General features: G+C 59.1%; 22 protein-coding genes. 16 read left to right on the top strand and 6 right to left on the bottom strand.

What is annotated here, in order from left to right:
* Window positions 1-35: 35 nt before the first annotated feature.
* Window positions 36-308: a 30S ribosomal protein S20 gene (gene rpsT / locus LOY43_RS24375; protein WP_003228351.1), complete on the bottom strand. Its 273-nt coding sequence runs from the start codon at window positions 306-308 to the stop codon at window positions 36-38.
* Between the two features lie 252 nt (window positions 309-560).
* Here rpsT and murJ point away from each other — a divergent pair, with 252 nt between their 5' ends.
* The 6 genes from murJ (at window position 561) to ispH (ending at window position 7,983) form a co-directional block, all read left to right on the top strand.
* On the top strand, window positions 561-2,099 hold the full coding sequence (murJ, locus tag LOY43_RS24370; RefSeq protein WP_095048705.1) for a murein biosynthesis integral membrane protein MurJ: 1,539 nt from the start codon (window positions 561-563) through the stop codon (window positions 2,097-2,099).
* 129 nt (window positions 2,100-2,228) lie between these two features.
* Window positions 2,229-3,167 (top strand): bifunctional riboflavin kinase/FAD synthetase, encoded by a 939-nt coding sequence (ribF, locus tag LOY43_RS24365; RefSeq protein WP_258708838.1) that lies wholly within the window; start codon window positions 2,229-2,231, stop codon window positions 3,165-3,167.
* Window positions 3,168-3,180: 13 nt separating this feature from the next.
* Window positions 3,181-6,012: an isoleucine--tRNA ligase gene (ileS, locus tag LOY43_RS24360; RefSeq protein WP_258708837.1), complete on the top strand. Its 2,832-nt coding sequence runs from the start codon at window positions 3,181-3,183 to the stop codon at window positions 6,010-6,012.
* Entirely contained in the window at window positions 6,005-6,517 is a 513-nt protein-coding gene (gene lspA, locus LOY43_RS24355; RefSeq protein WP_095048703.1) for a signal peptidase II, read from the top strand. The genes ileS and lspA overlap by 8 nt, the downstream gene beginning before the upstream one ends.
* 7 nt (window positions 6,518-6,524) lie before the next feature.
* Window positions 6,525-6,962 carry an FKBP-type peptidyl-prolyl cis-trans isomerase gene (fkpB, locus tag LOY43_RS24350; RefSeq protein WP_177409248.1) on the top strand — a complete coding sequence of 146 codons (438 nt, stop codon included), beginning with the start codon at window positions 6,525-6,527 and terminating at the stop codon, window positions 6,960-6,962.
* Between the two features lie 76 nt (window positions 6,963-7,038).
* On the top strand, window positions 7,039-7,983 hold the full coding sequence (gene ispH / locus LOY43_RS24345) for a 4-hydroxy-3-methylbut-2-enyl diphosphate reductase (RefSeq protein ID WP_095048702.1): 945 nt from the start codon (window positions 7,039-7,041) through the stop codon (window positions 7,981-7,983).
* Here ispH and LOY43_RS24340 read toward each other — a convergent pair.
* Entirely contained in the window at window positions 7,955-8,509 is a 555-nt protein-coding gene (locus tag LOY43_RS24340) for a GspH/FimT family pseudopilin (RefSeq protein WP_095048701.1), read from the bottom strand. The genes ispH and LOY43_RS24340 overlap by 29 nt on opposite strands.
* Before the next feature lie 130 nt (window positions 8,510-8,639).
* On the opposite strand from LOY43_RS24340, the gene LOY43_RS24335 reads away from it, so the two are divergent.
* Genes LOY43_RS24335 through thiO form a run of 7 tightly spaced genes read left to right on the top strand, consistent with a single transcriptional unit; the run spans window position 8,640 to window position 15,410 of the window.
* Complete coding sequence (locus LOY43_RS24335) at window positions 8,640-9,113, top strand: GspH/FimT family pseudopilin (RefSeq protein WP_095048700.1); 474 nt, start codon at window positions 8,640-8,642, stop codon at window positions 9,111-9,113.
* Window positions 9,110-9,559 carry a type IV pilus modification protein PilV gene (pilV, locus tag LOY43_RS24330; protein ID WP_095048699.1) on the top strand — a complete coding sequence of 150 codons (450 nt, stop codon included), beginning with the start codon at window positions 9,110-9,112 and terminating at the stop codon, window positions 9,557-9,559. The genes LOY43_RS24335 and pilV overlap by 4 nt, the downstream gene beginning before the upstream one ends.
* A complete protein-coding gene (locus LOY43_RS24325) occupies window positions 9,556-10,269 on the top strand; it encodes a PilW family protein (protein WP_095048698.1) in 714 nt (237 codons plus the stop codon). The genes pilV and LOY43_RS24325 overlap by 4 nt, the downstream gene beginning before the upstream one ends.
* A 10-nt stretch (window positions 10,270-10,279) precedes the next feature.
* The gene (locus LOY43_RS24320) at window positions 10,280-10,759 is read left to right on the top strand and encodes a PilX N-terminal domain-containing pilus assembly protein (RefSeq protein WP_258708836.1); all 480 of its coding nucleotides are present in this window, start codon (window positions 10,280-10,282) and stop codon (window positions 10,757-10,759) included.
* Window positions 10,746-13,835, top strand: coding sequence for a pilus assembly protein (locus LOY43_RS24315; protein ID WP_258708835.1), 3,090 nt, complete (start codon window positions 10,746-10,748; stop codon window positions 13,833-13,835). The genes LOY43_RS24320 and LOY43_RS24315 overlap by 14 nt, the downstream gene beginning before the upstream one ends.
* Before the next feature lie 15 nt (window positions 13,836-13,850).
* Window positions 13,851-14,252 carry a type IV pilin protein gene (locus LOY43_RS24310; protein WP_258708834.1) on the top strand — a complete coding sequence of 134 codons (402 nt, stop codon included), beginning with the start codon at window positions 13,851-13,853 and terminating at the stop codon, window positions 14,250-14,252.
* 57 nt (window positions 14,253-14,309) lie between these two features.
* A complete protein-coding gene (thiO, locus tag LOY43_RS24305; RefSeq protein WP_095125454.1) occupies window positions 14,310-15,410 on the top strand; it encodes a glycine oxidase ThiO in 1,101 nt (366 codons plus the stop codon).
* Window positions 15,411-15,525: 115 nt separating this feature from the next.
* Here thiO and LOY43_RS24300 read toward each other — a convergent pair whose 3' ends face one another.
* From LOY43_RS24300 to LOY43_RS24285, 4 genes are all read right to left on the bottom strand, one after another.
* On the bottom strand, window positions 15,526-16,872 hold the full coding sequence (locus tag LOY43_RS24300; protein WP_220557010.1) for a sigma-54 dependent transcriptional regulator: 1,347 nt from the start codon (window positions 16,870-16,872) through the stop codon (window positions 15,526-15,528).
* Window positions 16,869-18,458 (bottom strand): PAS domain-containing sensor histidine kinase, encoded by a 1,590-nt coding sequence (locus LOY43_RS24295; RefSeq protein WP_095125453.1) that lies wholly within the window; start codon window positions 18,456-18,458, stop codon window positions 16,869-16,871. Before LOY43_RS24295 ends, LOY43_RS24300 begins: the two co-directional genes overlap by 4 nt.
* Window positions 18,448-18,690 carry a PP0621 family protein gene (locus LOY43_RS24290; protein ID WP_093434843.1) on the bottom strand — a complete coding sequence of 81 codons (243 nt, stop codon included), beginning with the start codon at window positions 18,688-18,690 and terminating at the stop codon, window positions 18,448-18,450. Before LOY43_RS24290 ends, LOY43_RS24295 begins: the two co-directional genes overlap by 11 nt.
* Before the next feature lie 126 nt (window positions 18,691-18,816).
* Window positions 18,817-19,833: an outer membrane protein assembly factor BamD gene (locus LOY43_RS24285; RefSeq protein ID WP_258708833.1), complete on the bottom strand. Its 1,017-nt coding sequence runs from the start codon at window positions 19,831-19,833 to the stop codon at window positions 18,817-18,819.
* A gap of 151 nt (window positions 19,834-19,984) precedes the next feature.
* Here LOY43_RS24285 and rluD point away from each other — a divergent pair, with 151 nt between their 5' ends.
* From rluD to clpB, 3 genes are all read left to right on the top strand, one after another.
* Window positions 19,985-20,947 carry a 23S rRNA pseudouridine(1911/1915/1917) synthase RluD gene (gene rluD / locus LOY43_RS24280; protein ID WP_016986220.1) on the top strand — a complete coding sequence of 321 codons (963 nt, stop codon included), beginning with the start codon at window positions 19,985-19,987 and terminating at the stop codon, window positions 20,945-20,947.
* Entirely contained in the window at window positions 20,944-21,666 is a 723-nt protein-coding gene (gene pgeF, locus LOY43_RS24275) for a peptidoglycan editing factor PgeF (RefSeq protein ID WP_095048691.1), read from the top strand. Before rluD ends, pgeF begins: the two co-directional genes overlap by 4 nt.
* A 129-nt stretch (window positions 21,667-21,795) precedes the next feature.
* Window positions 21,796-24,360, top strand: coding sequence for an ATP-dependent chaperone ClpB (gene clpB / locus LOY43_RS24270; RefSeq protein ID WP_095048690.1), 2,565 nt, complete (start codon window positions 21,796-21,798; stop codon window positions 24,358-24,360).
* The last annotated feature ends 291 nt before the right edge of the window (window positions 24,361-24,651 follow it).

The raw sequence follows: 24,651 nt of genomic DNA, 5'->3' as shown, positions 1-24,651 counted from the left end.
GACCCTAAGGTCGGTTTTTTAATGACTACGTCGGATTAAGCAGCTTCTTTCAGCGCTTTGACGTGGCCATTCAGGCGGCTCTTATGGCGAGCAGCCTTGTTCTTGTGGATGATGCCTTTATCGGCCATACGGTCGATAACTGGCACAGCCAGAACGTATGCAGCTTGAGCTTTTTCAGCGTCTTTTGCGTCGATGGCTTTAACTACATTCTTGATGTAGGTGCGAACCATGGAACGCAGGCTGGCGTTGTGGCTGCGACGCTTCTCAGCCTGTTTTGCACGTTTTTTGGCGGAAGGTGAGTTGGCCACCGTCGAGCTCCTCGAAAGACTTTTTAGGAAATAGCAAACAAAATAGGCCGCGAATCATGCCGATGAGTTGAAGTCTTGTCAAGGGCACTTGAAACGTTCCGCTAAGTGGTAGGTATAAAGAGGCGGGATATTTATTTCCGGCGCTTGACCTGTAAACTCGCGAGCTTTGGCTCTGTGCTGCTGCGGCGCGGAGTATCGCACAAGTAGGCGCTTTGTTCGCCTGCTGTTTATCGACAGGCACAAATTCCCTCAATGAATCTGCTCAAATCGTTGGCCGCCGTCAGCTCTATCACGATGCTTTCCCGGATTCTGGGCTTTGTTCGTGACACGTTGATTGCTCGCACATTCGGCGCCGGGATGGCGACGGATGCCTTCTTTATTGCCTTCAAACTGCCCAATCTGCTGCGGCGTATCTTCGCTGAGGGCGCTTTCTCGCAGGCATTCGTGCCGATTCTCGCTGAATACAAAAGCCAGAAGGGTGAAGAGGCGACCCGAACCTTTATTGCCTATGTGTCGGGTCTGCTGACGCTGGTATTGGCGGTAGTGACGGCGCTGGGCATGATCGCTGCGCCCTGGGTGATCTGGGCGACGGCCCCGGGTTTTACCGATACGCCGGAAAAATTCCAGCTCACCTCCGATCTGTTGCGGGTGACGTTCCCCTATATATTGCTGATCTCCCTGTCCTCACTGGCGGGCGCGATTCTCAATACCTGGAACCGTTTCTCGGTGCCGGCCTTTGTGCCGACGTTGCTCAACGTCAGCATGATCGTGTTTTCGCTGTTCCTCACGCCGTACTTCGATCCGCCGGTGATGGCGCTGGGCTGGGCGGTACTGGTCGGTGGACTGGCGCAGTTGCTCTATCAGCTGCCGCACCTGAAAAAGATCGGCATGCTGGTGCTGCCGCGCCTGAACCTGCGCGATACCGGCGTCTGGCGCGTAATGAAGCAGATGCTGCCGGCGATTCTCGGCGTGTCGGTCAGCCAGATCTCGCTGATCATCAACACCATCTTCGCCTCGTTTCTGGTCGCAGGCTCGGTGTCGTGGATGTATTACGCCGATCGCTTGATGGAGCTGCCTTCGGGTGTGCTTGGCGTGGCATTGGGCACGATTCTGCTGCCGACGCTGGCGAAAACTTACGCGAGCAAAGATCGCCATGAGTACTCGCGAATCCTCGATTGGGGCCTGCGCCTGTGCTTTGTGCTGGTGCTGCCCTGTGCGCTGGCGTTGGGGATTCTCGCCGAGCCGCTGACTGTTTCGCTATTCCAGTACGGTCAGTTCAGTGGCTTCGACGCTGAAATGACTCAGCGCGCATTGATTGCTTACTCTGTCGGTCTGCTCGGGATTATTGTGATCAAAGTGTTGGCTCCGGGCTTTTATGCGCAACAGAACATCCGTACACCGGTAAAAATCGCAATCTTCACGCTGGTCGTCACTCAGTTGTTCAACCTGGTGCTGATTGGTCCTCTGGCTCACGCCGGTCTGGCCTTGGCGATCAGCGCCGGTGCCTGCCTGAATGCCGGACTGCTGTTCTATCAACTGCGTAAACAGCAGATGTATCAGCCGCAGCCGGGTTGGGCCAAGTTTGGTTTCAAACTGGTGATCGCGGTGGCGGTAATGTCGGCAGTGTTGCTGCTTGGCATGCATTTCATGCCGGCGTGGGATCAAGGGCACATGCTTGAGCGCTTCCTGCGTCTGGGCGCATTGGTTGCGGCGGGCGTGGTGTCCTATTTCGGTATGTTGCTGTTGCTCGGTTTCCGCTTGCGTGATTTCAATCGCAAGGCCTTGAGCTGAGGTTTTACCCTTTATAAACAGGCGCGGGCCGGCAGTTTTGTCGGCTCGTTCACTTTGCGTTACGGTGTTGCCTGTCGTCGACCGTCGGGTGTGGTTATAATCGACCACTTTATGAGCAAGAAGCGCGTTATGCAGCTGGTTCGAGGCCTCCACAACTTGCGCCCCCAGCATCGGGGCTGCGTCGCCACTATTGGCAACTTAGACGGTGTTCACCGTGGTCACCAGGCTATCCTGGCCCGACTGCGTGAGCGTGCGCTCGAGTTGGGCGTACCCAGCTGCGTGGTGATTTTCGAGCCGCAGCCACGGGAATTCTTTGCCCCCGAGACCGCGCCGGCGCGTCTGGCCCGCTTGCGCGACAAGCTGCAATTGCTGGCTGCCGAAGGCGTCGACCGGGTGTTGTGCCTGGCGTTCAACCAGCGCTTGAGCAAGCTCAGCGCCAGTGAGTTCGTCGACACCATCCTCGTTGATGGTCTCGGCGTGCAGCATCTGGAAGTCGGTGACGATTTCCGTTTCGGTTGCGACCGCCTCGGCGATTTCGACTTCCTGCTGCAGGCCGGGCAGATGCACGGTTTTACCGTCGAAGCCGCGCAAACCGTCGAACTGGACGGCATTCGCGTCAGCAGTACGCAGGTGCGTAATGCATTGGCTGCCGCCGATTTTGCCTTGGCCGAACGTTTGCTCGGTCGCCCGTACCGCATTGCCGGTCGCGTGCTGCACGGCCAGAAACTGGCCCGGCAACTGGGTACGCCCACTGCCAACATTCAACTCAAACGTCGTCGCGTGCCGTTCACAGGTGTGTATCTGGTGAATGTCGATATCGACGGCAAGACCTGGCCCGGTGTCGCTAATATCGGCGTACGGCCCACGGTACAAGGTGATGGCAAGGCCCACCTTGAAGTCCATCTTCTAGATTTTGCCGGCGATTTGTATGACCGGCGTTTGACGGTGGTTTTCCACCAAAAGCTGCGTGAAGAGCAGCGCTTCGCCTCCCTGGAGGCATTGAAAACGGCGATCAATGCGGATGTCGCCACCGCCCGTGCACTAGCCGCACCTAGCGCCCATCGCTAATGAAGAGCCTTAAATGACCGACTATAAAGCCACGCTTAACCTTCCGGACACCGCCTTCCCAATGAAGGCCGGCCTGCCACAGCGCGAACCGCAGATCCTGCAGCGCTGGGACAGTATTGGCCTGTACGGAAAGTTGCGCGAGATTGGCAAGGATCGTCCGAAGTTCGTTCTGCACGACGGTCCTCCGTATGCCAACGGCACGATCCACATCGGTCACGCACTGAACAAGATTCTCAAGGACATGATCATCCGCTCGAAGACCCTGTCGGGCTTCGACGCGCCGTACGTTCCGGGTTGGGACTGCCACGGCCTGCCGATCGAGCACAAGGTTGAAGTGACCCACGGCAAAAATCTGGGCGCGGACAAGACCCGCGAGCTGTGCCGTGCCTACGCCACCGAGCAAATCGAAGGGCAGAAGTCCGAATTCATCCGTCTCGGCGTGCTGGGCGATTGGGCCAACCCGTACAAGACCATGGATTTCAAGAACGAGGCCGGTGAAATCCGCGCCCTCGCCGAAATCGTCAAGGGCGGTTTCGTGTTCAAGGGCCTCAAGCCTGTGAACTGGTGCTTCGACTGCGGCTCGGCCCTGGCTGAAGCGGAAGTCGAGTACGAGAACAAAAAGTCATCGACCATCGACGTAGCATTCCCGATCGCCGACGAAGCCCAACTGGCTGCTGCGTTCGGTCTGCCGTCGTTGAGCAAACCTGCCTCGATCGTGATCTGGACCACTACCCCGTGGACCATCCCGGCCAACCAGGCGCTGAACGTTCACCCGGAATTCAACTACGCCCTGGTCGACATCGGCGACAAGCTGCTGGTACTGGCTGAAGAGCTGGTCGAAGCCTGCCTGACGCGCTATGGCGTCGAAGGCTCGGTCATCGCGACCACCACCGGTAAACAGCTGGAACTGATCAACTTCCGTCATCCGTTCTATGACCGTCTGTCGCCGGTGTATCTGGCTGACTACGTCGAACTGGGTGCTGGCACCGGCGTGGTTCACTCCGCTCCGGCCTACGGCGTGGATGACTTCGTGACCTGCAAGAAGTACGGCATGGTTAACGACGACATCCTTAATCCAGTGCAGAGCAACGGCGTGTACGTGCCGTCGCTGGAATTCTTCGGCGGCCAGTTCATCTGGAAGGCCAACCCGGCGATCGTCGACAAACTGACCGAAGTCGGTGCGCTGCTGCACACCACCGTCATCGAACACAGCTACATGCACTGCTGGCGCCACAAGACCCCGCTGATCTACCGCGCCACCGCGCAGTGGTTCATCGGCATGGACAAAGAGCCAACCAGCGGTGACACCCTGCGTGTGCGTTCGCTCAAAGCCATCGAAGACACCAAATTCGTTCCGGCCTGGGGCCAGGCGCGTCTGCACTCGATGATCGCCAACCGTCCGGACTGGTGCATCTCGCGTCAGCGCAACTGGGGCGTGCCGATCCCGTTCTTCCTCAACAAGGAAAGCGGCGAACTGCACCCACGCACCGTCGAGCTGATGGAAGAAGTGGCCAAGCGCGTTGAAGTCGAAGGTATCGAAGCCTGGTTCAAGATGGACGCTGCCGAGTTGCTCGGCGACGAAGCGCCGCTGTACGACAAGATCAGCGACACCCTCGACGTCTGGTTCGACTCGGGCACCACGCACTGGCACGTCCTGCGCGGTTCGCACCCGATGGGTCATGAGAGCGGCCCGCGTGCCGATCTGTACCTGGAAGGTTCCGACCAGCACCGTGGCTGGTTCCACTCGTCGTTGCTGACCGGTTGCGCCATCGACAACCATGCGCCGTATCGCGAACTGCTGACCCACGGTTTCACCGTCGACGAAGCCGGTCGCAAGATGTCCAAGTCGCTGGGCAACGTGATCGCGCCGCAGAAAGTCAACGATACTCTGGGCGCCGACATCATGCGTCTGTGGGTTGCTTCGACTGACTACTCCGGTGAAATGGCGGTTTCCGATCAGATCCTGCAACGCAGTGCGGACGCTTATCGTCGTATCCGAAACACCGCGCGTTTCCTGCTTTCGAACCTGAGCGGTTTCAACCCGGCTACCGACATCCTGCCGGCCGAAGAAATGCTCGCGCTGGATCGTTGGGCGGTCGACCGCACCTTGCTGCTGCAACGCGAGCTGCAAGAGCATTACGGTGAATACCGTTTCTGGAACGTCTATTCGAAGATCCACAACTTCTGCGTGCAGGAGCTGGGCGGTTTCTACCTCGACATCATCAAGGACCGTCAGTACACCACTGGCGCCAACAGCAAGGCCCGCCGTTCGGCGCAAACCGCGCTGTTCCACATCTCCGAAGCGCTGGTGCGCTGGATCGCGCCGATCCTCGCCTTCACCGCCGACGAACTGTGGGAATACCTGCCGGGCGAGCGTAACGAATCGGTGATGCTCAACACCTGGTACGAAGGTTTGACCGAACTGCCGGCCGACGTTGAACTGGGCCGCGACTACTGGGAGCGCGTGATGGCGGTCAAGGTAGCGGTCAACAAAGAAATGGAAATCCAGCGCGCAGCGAAAGCTGTCGGTGGCAACCTGCAAGCCGAAGTGACGCTGTACGCCGAAGACGCCCTGAGCGCCGACCTGGCCAAGTTGAGCAACGAACTGCGCTTTGTCTTGATCACCTCGACGGCCAGCGTTGCACCGTTTGTACAGGCTCCGGCCGACGCGGTAGTGACTGAAGTCAGCGGCCTGAAGCTGAAGATCGTCAAATCGGCCTTCCCGAAATGCGCCCGTTGCTGGCACTGCCGTGAAGACGTCGGTGTGAACCCGGAGCATCCGGAAATCTGCGGTCGTTGCGTCGACAACATCAGCGGCGCTGGCGAGGTTCGTCACTATGCCTAATGCCGTTGGCCGTTTTGGACGGTTGAGCTGGCTGTGGTTGAGTTTGCTGGTTCTGGTCATCGACCAGGCCAGCAAGTTCTACTTCGAAGGCAGGCTCGAAATGTTCCAGCAGATCGTGATCATTCCCGATTACTTCAGCTGGACCCTGGCTTACAACACCGGCGCGGCGTTCAGCTTCCTGGCGGACAGCTCCGGCTGGCAGCGCTGGTTGTTCGCCCTGATCGCGATTGTGGTCAGTGCGGTGCTGGTGGTCTGGCTCAAGCGCCTGGGCCGCAACGAAACCTGGCTGGCCGTCGCTTTGGCGCTGGTGCTAGGTGGTGCGCTGGGCAATCTGTATGACCGCATTGCCTTGGGCCATGTGATCGATTTCATTCTGGTGCACTGGCAGAACCGCTGGTACTTCCCGGCGTTCAACTTCGCTGACAGCGCGATTACCGTTGGCGCGGTGATGTTGGCACTGGATATGTTCAAAAGTAAAAAGACCGGAGAAGCCGTTCATGACTGAACAGGTATTGGCTGAGCAACGCATCGGCCAGAACACGGAAGTCACTTTGCACTTTGCATTGCGCCTGGAGAACGGCGACACCGTCGACAGTACGTTCGACAAAGCCCCGGCGACCTTCAAGGTCGGCGACGGCAACCTGCTGCCGGGTTTCGAAGCGGCGCTGTTCGGCTTCAAGGCTGGCGACAAGCGTACGCTGACCGTCGAGCCGGAAAACGCCTTCGGCCAGCCGAACCCGCAGAACGTACAGATCATCCCGCGTTCGCAGTTCGTCGACATGGAGTTGTCACCGGGTTTGCTGGTGATCTTCAACGATGCGGCCAATACTGAGTTGCCGGGTGTGGTGAAAGAGTTCGATGACGCGCAAGTGACCATCGACTTCAACCACCCGCTGGCGGGCAAGACGCTGACCTTTGACGTGGAAATCATTTCCGTCAAAGCGCTGTAAAAATGTGGGAGCGAGCAAGCTCGCTCCCACCCAGTTGGTTATTCATTGTTTTCGCGCGCAAGACACGAGGCACAGCATGCAAATCAAACTCGCCAACCCCCGTGGCTTCTGCGCTGGCGTGGACCGGGCGATCGAAATCGTCAACCGCGCCCTGGAAGTCTTCGGGCCGCCGATCTACGTGCGTCACGAGGTGGTGCACAACAAGTTCGTCGTTGAAGACCTGCGCAGCCGCGGGGCGATCTTCGTCGAAGAGCTGGATCAGGTGCCGGACGACGTTATCGTGATCTTCAGTGCTCACGGCGTATCCCAGGCCGTACGCACCGAAGCCGCCGGCCGTGGCCTGAAAGTGTTCGACGCCACCTGCCCGCTGGTGACCAAGGTGCACATTGAGGTGGCTAAATACAGCCGCGATGGCCGTGAGTGCATTTTGATCGGCCACGCCGGACACCCGGAAGTCGAAGGCACCATGGGCCAGTATGACGGCAGCAATGGCGGCGCGATTTACCTCGTCGAAGACGAGAAAGACGTCGCCGAGCTGCAGGTGCAGAACCCGGATAAACTGGCTTTCGTGACCCAGACCACGCTGTCGATGGACGACACCAGTCGCGTCATCGATGCATTGCGCACGCGCTTCCCGGCCATCGGCGGTCCGCGCAAGGACGACATCTGCTACGCCACGCAAAACCGTCAGGACGCGGTCAAGCAACTGGCCGACGAGTGCGACGTGGTGCTGGTAGTTGGCAGCCCGAACAGCTCCAACTCCAACCGTCTGCGTGAGCTTGCCGAGCGCATGGCCACACCGGCCTACCTGATTGACGGCGCGGAAGACCTGCAAAAGAGCTGGTTCGATGGCGTTGAGCGTATCGGCATCACCGCCGGTGCCTCCGCGCCGGAAGTACTGGTGCGTGGCGTGATTCAGCAACTGCAGGCTTGGGGCGCCACCGGTGCCGATGAGCTGGCCGGTCGCGAAGAGAACATCACGTTCTCGATGCCTAAAGAGCTGCGCGTGCGTTCGATCTGACACGCTGGCTTTTGTGGCACAGCGCCTGCTCAGTCTCTTGGCTGTTCAGGCGTACACGGCCGGTCGCCGCCAGTACTATCTGACGCTGGCTGACCGGCTCGCGAGCCGAGCAGACATGTAATGTCCCTGCCTGAAATGCCCGCCCGGGCATCAGCGGTTGCCCCAGACTGCTGAAGCGTACGTAACGACTCACCGACCAATTGCCGACAATTGGCACCTGCGTGTCGCTCACACTTTCTTGTAGCAGTGGATTGTTGCTGTCTTTCTGCCCCTTGCCGCTGATATCCAGAATGATCCGCCAGCCCTGACTCCAGTCGCCGTTGATGCCATGAATCACCACGCTCTGATTGCGCGTGATGGCCAGTGTGCGGGCGTTGCGAAGGCCATCGAGCAGCGATTGCGCCGCTTGATCCCGATGGTTCGATTCTCTGAGCGTGGCAAACGCCGGACTGACCAGCAGCAGAACAATTGCGCCAATCGCCAGTCCCATAAGCAGTTCTATCAGGCTGAAACCCTGTTGCGACATGAAAACTCCCTCCATGGAGTGAGATGAACGGCGCGCTCCGTGCGCCGGGCAGGGCAAATCAACCGACGCGGGCCGGTTGAATGTTCTAGCGTGTAGAAGCAGGTATAGCCGACGGCAACGGAGGGCATTGATGGATCTTCGTACAAAAGGTTTCACGCTGATCGAGTTGTTGGTCGCGATCGCGATCTTCGTGATCCTGATCACTCTGGCGGTGCCGGCGTTCACTCGTTCGGTACAAGGCAGTAAGGCTGATACCGAGATGGGTGACCTGCAACGGGCGATCAACTTCGCCAGGCTCGAAGCCATCGACCGAGGCACTACCCTGCGTCTGCGCCCGACCGCCGGTGGCAGCGTCTGGGCCAGTGAGTTGTCGGTTTACGACAGTACTGGCACTTCGGCCAATGTGTTGCGGGTTGTTCCCGCGATGAGCAGTGGCGCAACTCTGACGCTACCCTCAGGAGTGACCGCACTGGATTTCAATAACCTCGGTGGTCTGGCAGCGCCGTCGACGGCGGTGACCATCAGTTACACGTTGGGAACGCAAAGCAGGACGCTGAATGTGTGTTTGAACGGACGAATTCAATTGGGTGGAAGTTGCGGATGAGGGCAGGGAGTCAACACGTACAGCAGGGCATGACGCTGATCGAGGTGCTGGTCGCGTTGCTGATTCTGACGGTCGGGCTGCTGGGCGCGGCAGCGGTGCAACTGAATGCGCTGAAATACACCGACAGCTCACGGATGACCAGTCAGGCCAGTTTCATTGCCTACGACATGATGGACCGCATCCGCGCCAATTCCGGCGCCGACTACACCGTCACGCCGCCGACTTCGGGCAACTTGAGCGTTGCGCGTGATCAGGATCTCTACGACTTCTCGACCAACATCATCAATTTCGGCGGGCCGACCGCCACCGGCAGCATCACCCTCAATCAGCGCGTCTACACCATCACCATCAACTGGAGCGACGCACGGGCAGCCAACACCGCCAGTGCTCAACGCAGTTTTATCCTGACCAGCCGCGCTGCGGTTGATCCGGTGGCCACGCCATGAAGCAGCAAAACCGTGGATTCGGTCTGATCGAATTACTTATCGCTTTGGCATTGGGGCTGATTGTGGTGCTTGGCGTGGTGCAGATTTTCATCGCGGCGAAAAATACCTATGTCAGCCAGAACACTGCCGCCGCGATGCAGGAAGACGCGCGGTTCGTATTGAGCAAGATGATTCAGGAAATTCGCATGGTCGGGATGTTCGGCTGTCTGGGCACGATCCTCGATTCGAGCTCCGCGGGCGACTTCAACGCTGCGCAGGTCATGCCGATCAACTGGGACAATGCCAACCTGAAACTGACACTGGTGACCGCCGATATCGGCAGCGGCGGGGGCACGCCAACCTGGACGGTGCTCTCCGACTGCCGCAATAGCGCAACGGCCTATACCGGCTTGCGCTCCCCGGCGAGCGGGCAAATCGCGTTCCCGATCCGGCGTCTGATCTACAGCTTCAGCAACAATCAGATTCTCATGGGCACCGGCAGCGGCACACCGACCCAGCAGGTGTTGGTGAACAATGTCAGTGCATTCAACGTGACGTTTGGTCTGGCCAGTTCGGCGACGGATGTGGCGGCCTCGACCTACAGCGCCAACCCCGCCGATCCGGCGCGCATTCGCAGTGTGCGGCTGAGCCTGACCCTCAACGATCCGAACAATCGGGTGCGCAATCAAACCTTCAACGTGGTTGCCGCTTTGCGCAACCGCTTGCAGTGAGGGCGCGCTGATGAGGATTTCTCTTCACTCCCGTCAGACTCAGCAAGGCATGGTGTTGCTGGTCAGTCTGGTATTCCTGCTGTTGTTGACCCTGATTGGTTTGTCGTCGATGCAAAGCGCCAACCTGCAGGAAAAAATGGCCGGCAGTGTGAGCCTGCGCAATCAGTCGTTCCAGACGGCCGAGGCGGCTCTGCGTGTTGGGGAGAGCTCTGTGCAACTGGACAGTTATTCGCTCGCCGTGTGCAGCGGCACCACCCAATGCGCACCGCCGGCGGAGTCGTCGGTGGTCAGTGCGGCGGGGTTCAACTCGACCTCCGGGGTGACCTGGATCGCCGCCGGCAATGGTTTCTATGGTGTGCAGAACATCGGCACCACACTGACCGCCGTCAACGTGCCGAGCAACACCTCGGCGACGTTGTATCGCGTCACCGCTGTCGGCATTGCCGGCAGCTCGCGCAGTGTGGTGGAGAGTGTCTATGCGAAGTATTGAACGCTGCACATCGCTGCTGCTCGGCCTGCTGCTGAGCTTGTATCTGGCGACGCCCGTCTATGCATTCACGCCCTCTGATTCGCCGCTGTTGAGTGCTGCAGCGGTGCCACCGAATGTGATGCTGCTGATCGATGATTCGGGGAGTATGAACAGCATCATTTACGCCGCCGGATTTGATCCGAACATCAACCGTGCACCCGCCCGGCAGTGCAATGCCTTCCTGGGATTGTGCTCTGCGCTCAATGCTCCGCAGATCACCGGCGACACGGTGTTTCTATCGAGCCTGCCGACCTCCGGGTGCTCGGGCGGCGCCTATGCGTTCTACAACAACAGCGTGGCGCCGTTATGCCTGAAGCTGCCCGACCCCGTAGGCAATGAGAACACCCGATATTCCGCCGATTACATTTCCTATATCGTCGGCCTGGCTACGAGCAACGGCACCCGTGACTTCACCACAGGGGCGATTCCCAACGATTACCGAATGAACGTTGCGCGTAACGTGTCGACGGCGCTGGTCACCAGCAATCGCACTTTGCGTATTGGTCTGTCGACTTTCAACCCGGTCACCAACAACGACTCTGGTAATGGCGGTTATATCGCCCGCTCGATCAGCGACTTGGCGCCGGTGTCCGGGAGCGTCACGCAGGCGCAGGCAGACACCAACTACAACGCGCTGATCTCATCGATCAATGGTTTGAGTGCCGTGGCCAACACGCCGTTGGCAGAAACCTACTATGAAATCACCCGCTACATGCGCGGTATGGCGCCTTACTACAACAGCACGCCCGCGACCTACACCAGTCCGATCCAGTACCGCTGCCAGAAAAATTATGGCGTGGTGATAACCGATGGCTTGCCGACCTTCGACCGTACCTTTTCGAGCAACGACCCATTGGGCGGCAGCCGGTTACCGAACTGGGACGGTGTCAGCAATGACGGCAACAACCTCTATGGCGACAAAGAAGGGGATACGCTGTATCTGGATGACATCGCCAAGTTCGCCTTCGATATCGACATGCGCTCGACCGGTACCGACGCGGCGGGCAAGAGTTGGAACGCGGTGGATTTTCCCAAGCAGAACATGAACACCTATACCGTGGGCTTCACCGCCGACAACGACATGCTCTCTGACGCGGCAAGTTACGGGCAAGGCCGGTACTATCAGGCCACCGACAGCACGGGTCTCAACAACGCGCTGTCCTCGGCATTGAGCGATATCACTTCCAAGGCCGGCTCCGGCGGGGCGGGCACCGTCAGTGGGACAACGATCAGCAGTGGCAGCAGCTTTTATCAGACCACTTACGATCCCAAGGACTGGCGCGGCACGATCAAGTCATTCGGCTTTACCTCGACCGGAACCGTTAATACATCGACAGCACTCTGGAACACTGACACGACAATCGTGCCAGGTGCGACCGCACCGACCTATCAGTCCTGGAACACCGCAAGCAACGCCGCTGTGACGCTGACCTACGGAAATTTTTCCGCCGCACAGCAGGCCACGCTGAATCAGGGCCTGCCCACCGGCATTACCGGGATTGACCTGGTGGAGTGGAGCAAGGGCACAAACAAAACCGGGCTCAAGTCACGCAGCGTGTTATTGGGCGACATCATCAATTCGCCATTGGTGCTGGCTTCACCTACCGATAAAACCGCCTCAGACCTGTCGGGCGATACCTCTTACTCCTCCTACCTGACCACTAAAGCGGCGAACATGAATGCAAGCCTGGTGGTAAATGCCAACGACGGTTTCGTCAACGTGATCAACTCGGCCAACGGCACCCGGCGTTACGGTTATATGCCGTCGAGTGTATTGCCGTCGCTGCGGCTGATTGCCGATCCGAGCTACATCAACGGTGTCAGCCACAAGTTTCTGGTCGATGGCCCGGTCGGGGTTTATGACGCGCAATTCAACAGCGCTTGGAAAACCTTGGCCATCGGCGGCACCGGCGCCGGCGGTAAGACGTTCTATGCGCTGCAACTGTTCGACGCTTCGGCTGGCAACGTAATGCGTGCGCTGTGGGAAGTGAGTGGGCCAACGACTGCGAACACCGCCAATGTTTTCAATGATCTGGGTTATGCCTACGCCCGGCCGGAAGTGGCACGCTTGGCCGATGGTCGCTGGGCGGCGTTCATTTCCAACGGTTACGGCAGCAACTCCGGCGTGGCGGCGTTGTATGTGCTGGACGTACGCGATGGTTCGCTGATCAAGAAAATCGTAATCGACAGTTCGGAAACCACTAACGGTCTGTCGTCGGTGAAGCTCAAGGTCAATTCGCAAAATGTGGTGCAGGCTGCCTATGGCGGTGACTTGCGAGGGCGATTGTGGAAGTTCGACCTCAGTGCTACTGCGCCTGAAAGCTGGGGCGTGGCGTTTTCCGGCAAGCCGCTGTTCACCACGGCAGGCGGCGCGAGTCAGCCGATCACCGCGCAACCATTGCTGGCGGACAATTCATTGGGTGGCAAACAGATTTTCGCCGGTACCGGTAAATTCAACGAAACTGCAGACAAGGCCAACAAGGATTTGCAGGCGTTTTACTCGGTGTGGGATGCCGATGGGGGCTCGGGACAGCTCACGGTCAGCAGTTTGCAGGCGCAGGCGATAACCGGTTCATTCTCCGGCAGCTCCGGGCAATTCCTGACCACAACTCAAAATGAGACGACTTATCCGGGGGAGAAGGGCTGGTATCTTCCGCTGGTGTACAACAACGTGCTGACTGGCGAGCGGGTGATCAATCAGGCGAGTATCGTGCTGGGCCGTATTGTCTTTACCACGGCGAGTGTTGATACCACTGATCCCTGTGCGAGTTTTGGTACCGGCAAACTGGTCGAACTGGATGCGTTCAGCGGTAAGATGCTCAATTACGCCGTGCTGGACACCAGCTCTGACGGTTTGGTCGACAGCAATGACTCGATCTCCAGCGGAGTGATATTCACCGGTGGCATTCCGACCCTGAACTTCGTCTCCAGCGATGGCAAGCGCAAGGGGACGACCGACACCAGTGGCACCATCACGATCATTGTGGAGAAGGGCGGCGGCGGCAGTCGTCGTATCATGTGGCGGCAAATACAGTAAGTGAGAGTTTGAGGCATGCGCAGATCCAACCGTGGTTTCACCCTGATCGAAATCATGATCGTGATTGCGATCATCGGTATCGTCATCACCATCGCCGCACCGAGCTATACCGAATACGTAAAAAAAGGCCGCCGCGCTGAAGTGGTGGGATTGCTCTCGGAGCAGGCGCAAACCCTCGAGCGTTTCTACACCAAGAACAATGTCTACACCGGCATCACTGGTCTGAGCACGGGTAATGATTTCTACACGATTACCCCGACCATCGCTGACCAGACCTTCCTGCTGACCGCTACCCGTAAAACGGGCACCTCCATGGCCACCGACAAGTGCGGGGATTTCACCCTGACCAACACCGGTGTCCGCAGCATGAACAACGCGACCACCGGGCTGACCACCAAGGATTGCTGGGGCCGCTGAGGCGCTTTCTTTCGGGTGCCATTTGCGCCCACTGTCTTATTTACGGTTGGATCAAACATGACCAGGCAACAGCAAGTGGTAATTGTCGGTGGCGGAGTGATTGGCCTGCTGACCGCCTACAATCTCGCCTCCGAAGTGCGCAGTGTGGTGCTGCTCGATCGTTCGAACCTCGGCCAGGAATCGTCTTGGGCCGGCGGCGGTATCGTTTCGCCGTTGTATCCGTGGCGTTATAGCCCGGCGGTCACGGCGCTAGCGCACTGGTCGCAGGACTTTTATCCACAGCTCGGCGAGCGATTGTTCGCTGACACTGGAGTGGATCCTGAAGTGCACACCACCGGCCTGTACTGGCTGGATCTGGACGATGAAGCCGAAGCACTGGCCTGGGCCGAGCGGGAGAACCGTCCGCTGAGGGCTGTGGATATCTCGGCTGCGCATGATGCGGTGCCGGTGCTTGGTGGCGGTTTCTCGCGGGCGATCTACATGGCCGATGTCGCCAACGTGCGCAATCCGCGCCTAGTCAAATCACTGAAAGCTGCACTGCAGGCATTACCGAACGTGACCATTCACGAACAGTGCGAAGTCAGCGGCTTTGTCCAAGAGGGCGAGCAGGTAATTGGAGTCGAGACATCGATGGGTGTAATCAAGGGCGATCAGGTCGTGCTGACGGCAGGGGCGTGGAGCGGTGATCTGCTCAAGATGCTGGACCTGTCGCTGCCGGTCGAACCGGTCAAAGGCCAGATGATTCTCTACAAGTGCGCGGCGGACTTTTTGCCGAGCATGGTATTGGCTAAGGGCCGTTATGCGATTCCGCGTCGTGACGGGCATATCCTGATCGGCAGCACGCTGGAGCACGAAGGTTTCGACAAGACGCCGACCGATGTGGCCCTGGAAAGCCTGAAGGCTTCAGCGGTTGAGTTGTTGCCGGCGCTGGCGGATGCCGAAGTGGTCGGGCACTGGGCGGGGTTGCGTCCGGGTTCGCCGGAGGGGATTCCCTACATTGGCCGGGTGCCGGGGTTTGACGGGTTGTGGTTGAACTGCGGGCATTACCGCAATGGACTGGTGCTGGCGCCGGCGTCGTGTCAGTTGTTTGCCGATGTGATGCTGGGAAGGACGCCGATTATTGATCCGGCGCCGTATGCGCCCGAGGGCCGGATCTAGTCAGATATATCTGTTGAGCCTGGCAGATCGCTTTCGCGAGCAGGCTCGCTCCCACACTGGATTTTGTGACCGACAAAGATCAACTGTGGGAGTGAGCCTGCTCGCGAAGGGGCCCTCAATCCAGGCCCAGTTTCTTCAGCCGATAGCGCATCGAACGAAACGAAAGACTCAACCGCTGCGCCGCCGCCGTGCGATTCCAGCGCGTTTCTTCCAGCGCCTGCAAGATCAGCTTCCTCTCGACGTTCTCCAGATAATCTTCCAGATTATCGATCTGGGTCAGATCGGCAATCCCGCCATCCGCCGCGCAGTTGCCTTCGCTCAGACGTAAATCTTCAGCCTCGATCGTGCGGTTTTCACATAAGGTGTGCGCGCGCTCAAGCACGTTCTCCAACTCCCGCACATTCCCCGGAAACCGGTAATTCTTCAGCGCTTCCAACGCCTGCGGATGCAAGCGTGCTGCCGGCTGGCCGGTGTCCTTGGCCAAACGCTTGAGCATACTGGCCGCCAGCACTTCAATATCATCACGCCTTTCGCGCAGGGACGGCACGCGCAGTTCGATCACGTTCAAGCGGTAATACAGATCCTGACGGAAGCGTTCGGCCGCCACCTCCGCGTCGAGATCCTTGTGCGTGGCGCAGAGAATCCGCACATCGACCACGCTTTCCTGCTGGCCGCCGACACTGCGCACGGCTTTTTCCTGAATCGCCCGCAGCAGTTTGACTTGCATCGACAACGGCAAGTCCGCCACTTCATCGAGAAACAACGTACCGCCATGGGCTGCCTGAAACAACCCGGGCTTGTCCTCGACCGCGCCGGTGAAACTGCCTTTGCGATGTCCGAAGAATTCGCTTTCCATCAGCTCGGAAGGAATTGCCCCACAGTTCACCGGCACGAACGGCTGGCCGGCGCGCGGCCCTTGTTCATGGATCAGCCGCGCGACCAGTTCCTTGCCGCTGCCCGACTCGCCACTGATGTACACCGGCGCCTGGCTGCGAGCGAGTTTGTCGATTTGCTTGCGCAGAATGCGCATCGGTGGCGAATCGCCGAGCAAGCGCCGATCAATGGAGGTAAAGCTGCCTCCCGCCGCCGGCATGCGCAGGGCTGTGCCGACCAGTTCGCGCAGGCGCGTAAGGTCGACCGGTTTGGTCAGGAAGTCGAAAGCACCTGCTTTCAAAGCGTTGATGGCCGTTTCCAGGCTGCCATAAGCGGTGATCATCGCCACCGGCAGTTGTGGATAACGTTGCTGAATGTGCTGCACCAGCTCCAGCCCCGTACCGTCGGGCAGGCGCATGTCGGTCAGGCACAGATCGAAACTCTCGCGGTTCAGCAGCGCCTGGGCTTCAGCCAGATTGCGTGCGCTGTAGGTGTCGAGCTTCATCCGTCCCAGGGTGATTTCCAGGAGTTCGCGGATATCCGGTTCGTCGTCGACGATGAGAATTTTTTGCCGTGGGCTCGTATTCAACTTTGTTTCCGTCCGTGAGCAAAGGTGATGCGAAAGCAACCGCCGCCTTGGCGTGACTGAAAGTCTAGGCGCGCTTGGTTGCTTTCGCACAGCTCACGGGACAGATAAAGCCCAAGGCCGGTGCCCTGGCTGCTGGTGGTGAAGAAGGGTTCGAACAGATGTGTCTGTTCATCGGCAGGCACGCCGGGGCCGTTGTCCTGCACTTCGAGGACCGCCAACTGGCTGTCGGGATCACTGAACAACGAGAGCCAGACTTCGGCCTGATCATGCAGCAGGGCGCTGTGGCGCCAGCCATTGCGTAGCAGATTGTCGAGAATTTGCGTGAGCTGGTTCGGGTCCATCAGCGTGGTGAAATCTCCCGAATTGATCCGCAGGTGAATCTGCTGGCGTTCGCTGGCCTGTTCACGACTTTCGACAACGAAGTTTTCCAGCCATGGCTTGAGATCCAGGCGTTGCGGCGCGCTTTGCTGGCGGCGAGACAGTTGCAGGACGTTTTCGATGACTCGGTTCATGCGCTGGGAGTGGTCTTGAATGATCTGCGTCAGACGCCGATCCGCGCTATCGAGTTCCTCGGACTCAGCCAATAGCTGCGCGGCGTGACTGATGGCGCCCAACGGATTGCGGATCTCGTGGGCGATGCCGGCGGTCAAGCGCCCGAGTGCGGCGAGCTTAAGTTGCTGGGCTTGCTGGGCGATTTGCGCGAGGTCTTCGAGAAATACCAGGGTTTGCTGGTGGGGGCTTTGTTCGAGGGCAATGAAGCTCGGTTGCAGTTCCAGGCCGTTGCCGGGGATTTTCAGACTCTGCGGGCGCAAGGTCGGGTTGTTCAGCCACAGTTGCAGGCGATCGACCAGCGCCGTGGAATAGTCATCGATCAAATGCCCCTGAAGGTGCGACTGCGCGAGCAGGGTTTGCGCGCTGTGATTGGCCAGTTGCACTCGCCGCGCCTCGTCGAGCACCAGAATGCCGGTGCGCATGCGTTGCAGGATCAGCGCGTTGAGGGCTTCGAGGCTGACCACTTCACTGGCACGTTGCTCGGCAAGGGTTTCGCTGACTTCGAGGCGGCGGATCAGTCCCTGCACCAGCAACGACGCGGCAAAGCACAGCGCACCGAGGGTGCCGGCCTGCAAGTATTCATTGGCGCTAAGGGGATGGTTGAAGCCGAGCAGGAAGCTCGAGCCGACGATGCCCAGCGCACCGATGGCGGCGATCAATAGCCCGATGCGCCGCCGTAGCAGGGTGTTGCTGATCGCCACCGAGACAATCAGCAAATTGCCCAGCGCACTACCGACGCCGCCCGCAGCAAAGAACAAACCGCATAAAAGCAGGACATCGACGAGGGCCAGACTGAACAGCTGCGCTGGCCGTCGGGTGTTCTCAAGGAACACCACCAACAGAATGTTGAGGATCAGATACAGCCAACTGCCAGCGCGCAGCAATTCGTCGTTGGCCGACGTCAGCAGGCGGTTGTCCATGTTGCTGGAGATCAGCAGCACCAGCGTGATGCCGATACTCAAGCGGTAGAGATGATAAAGGCGCAGCAGGCGCTGCGCCTGTTTGCTGTCGGCGTGGGTGGCCTCAGCGATCACGGGTACCCGGGCCTTGCTCAAGGTGAGCCTGGCTGCAATACCACTGTTGTTGCACGCTCAGCGCGCGGTCGCGCGGCAGATGCACGCCGCAATGGGCGCAACGCACCATCGGTGGGGCGTCCTGTTCGCGAGGGGCACGGTTGGATTGGTTGGACGCGGCAGGCGCCTTGAATTTACGCCACAACCATATCGCGGCAAAAATCACGACGATCCAGAACAATAAACGAAGCATGATGAGCGGCTTTCCGACTGATGATCCGGCAGTTTAGCCAAGCTCCCGACAAGCGCACAGCCTATTAACGCGCGGCAATAAAAAAGGGAGATCCGCAGATCTCCCTTTTCGGTGCAAACGGTGTGATCAGTCGAACACGCCGAAAGTCATGTAGCTGAACCACGAGCGGTCGGTGTTGCTCGACTCAGGCTCTGGCTCTTCGATCACGTCGCCGTTTTCGTCTTTAGGCTTGAGCTCGTTCGGAATCGCGTCTTTCGCGTCCTGGAACTGCTTCTGCACGTCCTGGTTGGCGCGGGTTTCTCCCGGCGGCAGCGGTGGACGCGACTCGATCAGACCCAAAGTCGCCTTGCTCAGGAACGAACGGTTGTCGGCTTCGGCAACCCGTGGCACGAACTGGCCGTCTTGCAGGCTCGGGTGGTTCGGGTAGTTGAGCTTCAGGGTTTCCAGACTGGTGGCTGCCAGGTCGTCCAGGTGCAGACGCTGGTAGGCTTCAGTCATCACCGCCAGGCCGTTGCCGACCGATGGGGTTTCCTGGAAGTTTTCCACTACATAGCGACCACGGTTGGCAGCGGCTACGTAAGCCTGACGGGTCAGGTAGTAGTCAGCCACGTGGATTTCGTAGGCGGCCAGCAGGTTGCGCAGATAAATCATGCGCTGCTTGGCGTCCGGCGCGTAGCGGCTGTTCGGGTAGCGGCTGGTCAGCTGGGCGAACTCGTTGTACGAGTCGCGCGCGGCGCCCGGGTCACGCTTGGTCATGTCCAGCGGCAGGAAGCGCGCCAGCAGGCCGACGTCCTGGTCGAAAGACGTCAGACCTTTCAAGTAGTACGCGTAATCCACGTTCGGATGCTGCGGGTGCAAACGAATGAAACGCTCGGCAGCGGATTTTGCTGCTTCCGGCTCGGCGTTCTTATAGTTGGCGTAGATGAGCTCCAGCTGTGCCTGATCGGCGTAGCGACCGAACGGATAACGCGACTCCAGAGCCTTCAGCTTGGCTGTGGCGCTGGTGTAGCTGTTGTTGTCCAGGTCAGTCTGAGCCTGCTGATACAGCTCGGCTTCGCTGAGGTTTTCGTCTACGACTTCCTTCGATGAGCAAGCAGCGGTCAATGCGAGGATGGCGATCAGCAGCAGGTGTTTCACTTGCATGGCGGCTTGCGTCCCTATGACGGCCGCTGTCTTGGGCGGGGCCGTCCTGTTATGATGAGCGCCCCGTTGAAAAGCCTCGGGGCAAAAGACGCCGTATTTAACCACAAGCGCGCAGCCGAAACCAAAAGCTGTGCCGACGCACAGTCAGAGCATGTCCGATAAAATTGAACTTCGCGCAGAGGTGCCGTCCGAATTGGGCGGCCAACGCCTCGATCAAGTCGCTGCCCAACTCTTCGCTGAGCACTCTCGCTCGCGCCTTTCCGCCTGGATCAAAGAAGGTCGCCTGACTGTGGACGGGGCGGTCATCCGCCCTCGCGACATCGTGCACGGCGGTGCCATCCTTGAGCTGACTGCCGAGCAGGAAGCCCAGGGCGAATGGATCGCCCAGGACATCGAACTCGACATCGTCTATGAAGACGACGACATCCTGGTGATCAACAAGCCTGCGGGCCTGGTGGTACACCCGGCTGCCGGTCACGCCGATGGCACGCTGCTCAACGCGTTGCTGCACCATGTGCCGGACATCATCAATGTCCCGCGCGCCGGTATCGTGCATCGTCTGGACAAGGACACCACCGGTCTGATGGTGGTGGCCAAGACCATTCAGGCGCAGACCAAGCTGGTGACGCAACTGCAGAGTCGCAGCGTCAGCCGCATCTATGAGTGCATCGTGATCGGTGTGGTCACCGCTGGGGGCAAGATCAACGCCCCGATCGGTCGCCACGGCCAGCAGCGCCAGCGCATGGCGGTGATGGAGGGCGGCAAGCCTGCCGTCAGTCACTACCGTGTGCTGGAGCGCTTCCGCTCGCACACCCACGTACGGGTGAAGCTGGAAACCGGTCGTACTCACCAGATTCGCGTACACATGTCGCACATCAACTTTCCGTTGGTCGGCGATCCGGCGTATGGCGGCCGTTTCCGCATTCCGCCAGCGGCTAACCCGACGATGGTTGAATCCCTCAAGCATTTCCCGCGTCAGGCCCTGCACGCGCGCTTCCTTGAGCTGGATCATCCGACGACCGGTGAGCGCATGAGCTGGGAGTCACCGCTGCCGGAAGATTTCGTCTGGCTGCTGACCCTGCTCAAACAGGATCGCGAGGCCTTCGTCGGATGAACTGGCTGACGCCGGACTGGCCTGCGCCGGCCAGCGTCAAAGCCTGCGTCAGCACCCGCGAGGGTGGCGTCAGCGAGGCGCCGTTCGACAGCCTCAATCTGGGCGATCATGTCGATGATCGTCCTGAGGCTGTGGCCGAGAACCGTCGGCGCCTCACCGATCACTTCTCTATACAGCCTGCCTGGTTGCAGCAAGTGCACGGAATTGCCGTGGCGCATGCGGATCCGGGCATTGTTGCGACCGCAGACGCCAGTTGGACAGCAACGCCGGGTATCGCCTGCGCGGCGATGACGGCGGATTGCCTGCCAGCATTGTTCTGCGATCGTGCCGGCACTCGTGTAGCGGCGGCTCATGCCGGTTGGCGGGGTCTGGCGGCGGGTGTGCTGGAAGCTACCCTCGACAGTCTCGATGTTCCGGCCGCAGAAGTGCTGGTCTGGCTCGGCCCTGCCATTGGCCCCAAAGCCTTTGAAGTCGGCCCGGAAGTACGGGAAGTCTTCATCAATCAACTGCCTGAAGCAGCAGAAGCCTTCGTACCGAGCGACAATGCCGGCAAGTTCATGGCTGACATCTATAAGCTGGCGCGCCTGCGTCTGGCTGAACGTGGTGTCACAGCGGTTTACGGCGGTGGTTTCTGCACCGTGACCGATCCACGCTTCTTCTCCTATCGCCGTGCGTCACGCACCGGTCGCTTTGCCTCCCTCGTTTGGCTCACCCGCTAAACTGTCTGATCTGCATCAACCCTCTGACGCTTGAATCTTGCAGAATCGACCGCATCTATAGCGGTATCTGGCAGGTTTCTTTATTCAGGATGGTTTTTAGGTCCGGCCTGCTCAAAAGGAAGGTGACTTATGCGAATAGACCGTTTAACCAGCAAATTACAGTTGGCCTTGTCCGACGCCCAGTCGTTGGCTGTCGGCCACGATCATCCGGCGATTGAGCCGGCGCACTTGATGCAAGCCATGCTTGAACAGCAGGGTGGTTCGATCAAGCCTCTGCTGATGCAGGTGGGCTTCGACGTCAACAGCTTGCGTAAAGAGCTGACCAAAGAGCTCGACCAATTACCGAAAATCCAGAACCCGACCGGCGACGTCAACATGTCGCAGGATCTGGCGCGCCTGCTCAATCAGGCTGACCGTCTGGCCCAGCAGAAGGGCGACCAGTTCATCTCCAGCGAACTGGTGCTGCTCGCCGCAATGGACGAGAACAGCAAGCTCGGCAAGTTGCTGCTCGGCCAAGGCGTGAGCAAGAAGGCCCTGGAAAACGCGATCAACAACCTGCGTGGCGGCGAAGCGGTAAACGACGCCAACCACGAAGAGTCGCGGCAGGCGCTGGATAAATACACCGTCGACCTGACCAAGCGCGCCGAAGACGGCAAGCTTGACCCGGTGATTGGCCGTGACGACGAAATTCGTCGCACCATTCAGGTTCTGCAACGCCGCACCAAGAACAACCCGGTGCTGATCGGTGAGCCTGGTGTGGGTAAAACCGCGATTGCCGAAGGTCTGGCCCAGCGCATCATCAACGGCGAAGTCCCGGACGGCCTTAAAGGCAAGCGTCTGCTCTCGCTGGACATGGGCGCGCTGATTGCCGGTGCCAAGTATCGCGGTGAGTTCGAAGAGCGCCTGAAATCGTTGCTCAACGAACTGTCGAAGCAGGAAGGGCAGATCATTCTGTTCATCGACGAACTGCATACCATGGTCGGCGCCGGTAAAGGCGAAGGCTCGATGGATGCCGGCAACATGCTCAAGCCTGCGCTGGCTCGCGGTGAGTTGCACTGCGTTGGCGCGACCACGCTCAACGAGTACCGCCAATATATAGAGAAGGATGCGGCCCTCGAGCGACGCTTCCAGAAAGTTCTGGTGGATGAGCCGAGCGAAGAAGACACCATTGCCATCCTGCGTGGCCTTAAAGAGCGTTACGAGGTTCACCACAAGGTGGCAATCACCGACGGTGCGATCATTGCTGCTGCCAAGCTCAGCCATCGCTACATCACTGACCGGCAGTTACCGGACAAGGCCATCGATCTGATCGACGAGGCCGCCAGCCGCATCCGCATGGAAATCGACTCCAAGCCGGAAGTGCTCGATCGTCTGGAACGTCGCCTGATTCAGTTGAAGGTGGAATCCCAGGCGCTGAAGAAAGAAAGCGACGAAGCGGCGATGAAACGTCTGGAGAAACTCCAGGAAGAAATCGTCCGCCTCGAACGCGAGTATTCCGATCTGGAAGAAATCTGGAACTCGGAAAAAGCCGAGGTGCAGGGTTCTGCGCAGATTCAGCAGAAGATCGAGCAGTCGCGGCAGGAACTGGAAGCCGCGCGCCGTAAAGGTGACCTCAACCGTATGGCTGAATTGCAGTACGGGGTGATCCCGGATCTGGAACGCAGCCTGCAAATGGTCGACCAGCACGGCAAGAGCGAGAACCAGTTGCTGCGCAGCAAGGTGACTGAAGAAGAAATCGCTGAAGTTGTGTCGAAGTGGACCGGCATCCCGGTGTCGAAAATGCTCGAAGGCGAGCGCGACAAGCTGATGAAGATGGAAAGCCTGTTGCACAAACGGGTGATCGGTCAGGAAGAGGCCGTGGTCGCCGTCGCCAACGCGGTACGCCGTTCGCGCGCCGGGTTGTCCGACCCGAATCGTCCGAGCGGCTCGTTCATGTTCCTCGGCCCGACCGGTGTCGGTAAAACCGAGCTGTGCAAGGCGCTGGCCGAATTCCTCTTTGATACGGAAGAGGCGATGGTGCGGATCGACATGTCCGAGTTCATGGAGAAACATTCCGTGGCTCGCCTGATCGGTGCACCACCGGGATACGTCGGCTACGAAGAGGGTGGTTACCTGACTGAGGCGGTGCGTCGCAAGCCTTATTCGGTGATCCTGCTGGACGAAGTCGAGAAGGCGCACCCGGATGTGTTCAACATCTTGCTGCAAGTGCTCGAGGATGGTCGCCTGACCGACAGCCATGGCCGTACGGTGGATTTCCGCAACACCGTGATCGTCATGACTTCGAACCTGGGGTCGGTACAGATCCAGGAACTGGTCGGTGATCGTGAGGCTCAACGTGCTGCAGTCATGGATGCGCTGACGTCGCACTTCCGTCCGGAGTTCATCAACCGGGTCGACGAAGTGGTGATCTTCGAGCCTTTGGCGCGGGATCAGATCGCGGGCATTACCGAGATCCAGTTGGGCCGTCTGCGCAGCCGTCTGGCCGAGCGCGAGCTGAAGCTGGAACTCAGTCCAGAGACGATGGATAAGCTGATCGCCGTTGGCTACGACCCGGTGTATGGCGCACGTCCTTTGAAACGGGCAATTCAGCGCTGGATCGAAAACCCGCTGGCGCAGTTGATCCTCTCGGGTCACTTCATGCCGGGCGACACGGCAACCGGCACTGTCGAGAACGACGAAATCGTTTTCAACTAAGCCTGAGCGCCAATGAAAAAAGGAGGGCCCCACATTGTGGGGCCTTTTTTTCGTTAGGCTGTTGAACTCAAAGGAAAAGGCTTGTAAAGTGCGCCCCGCAGTCAGTCGCCAAGACGGTCTCAGCTCACTGAGTTGAAATCTGAAATAAGTTGCAAATCATTAACTTGAAAGCAATTTAGGGGGTTGACAGAGGTGTTCTAGGTTGTAGAATAGCGCGCCTCAGACACACGAACGCAGCGATGCGAACGAGTGGCTAGATGCAGTAAGTTTCACCGTTGTAAATTGAAATAT

This window comes from Pseudomonas sp. B21-041, assembly GCF_024748675.1.
In the GTDB taxonomy this organism is placed as follows: domain Bacteria; phylum Pseudomonadota; class Gammaproteobacteria; order Pseudomonadales; family Pseudomonadaceae; genus Aquipseudomonas; species Aquipseudomonas neuropathica.
This window is presented reverse-complemented; position numbering and strand designations above follow the sequence as displayed.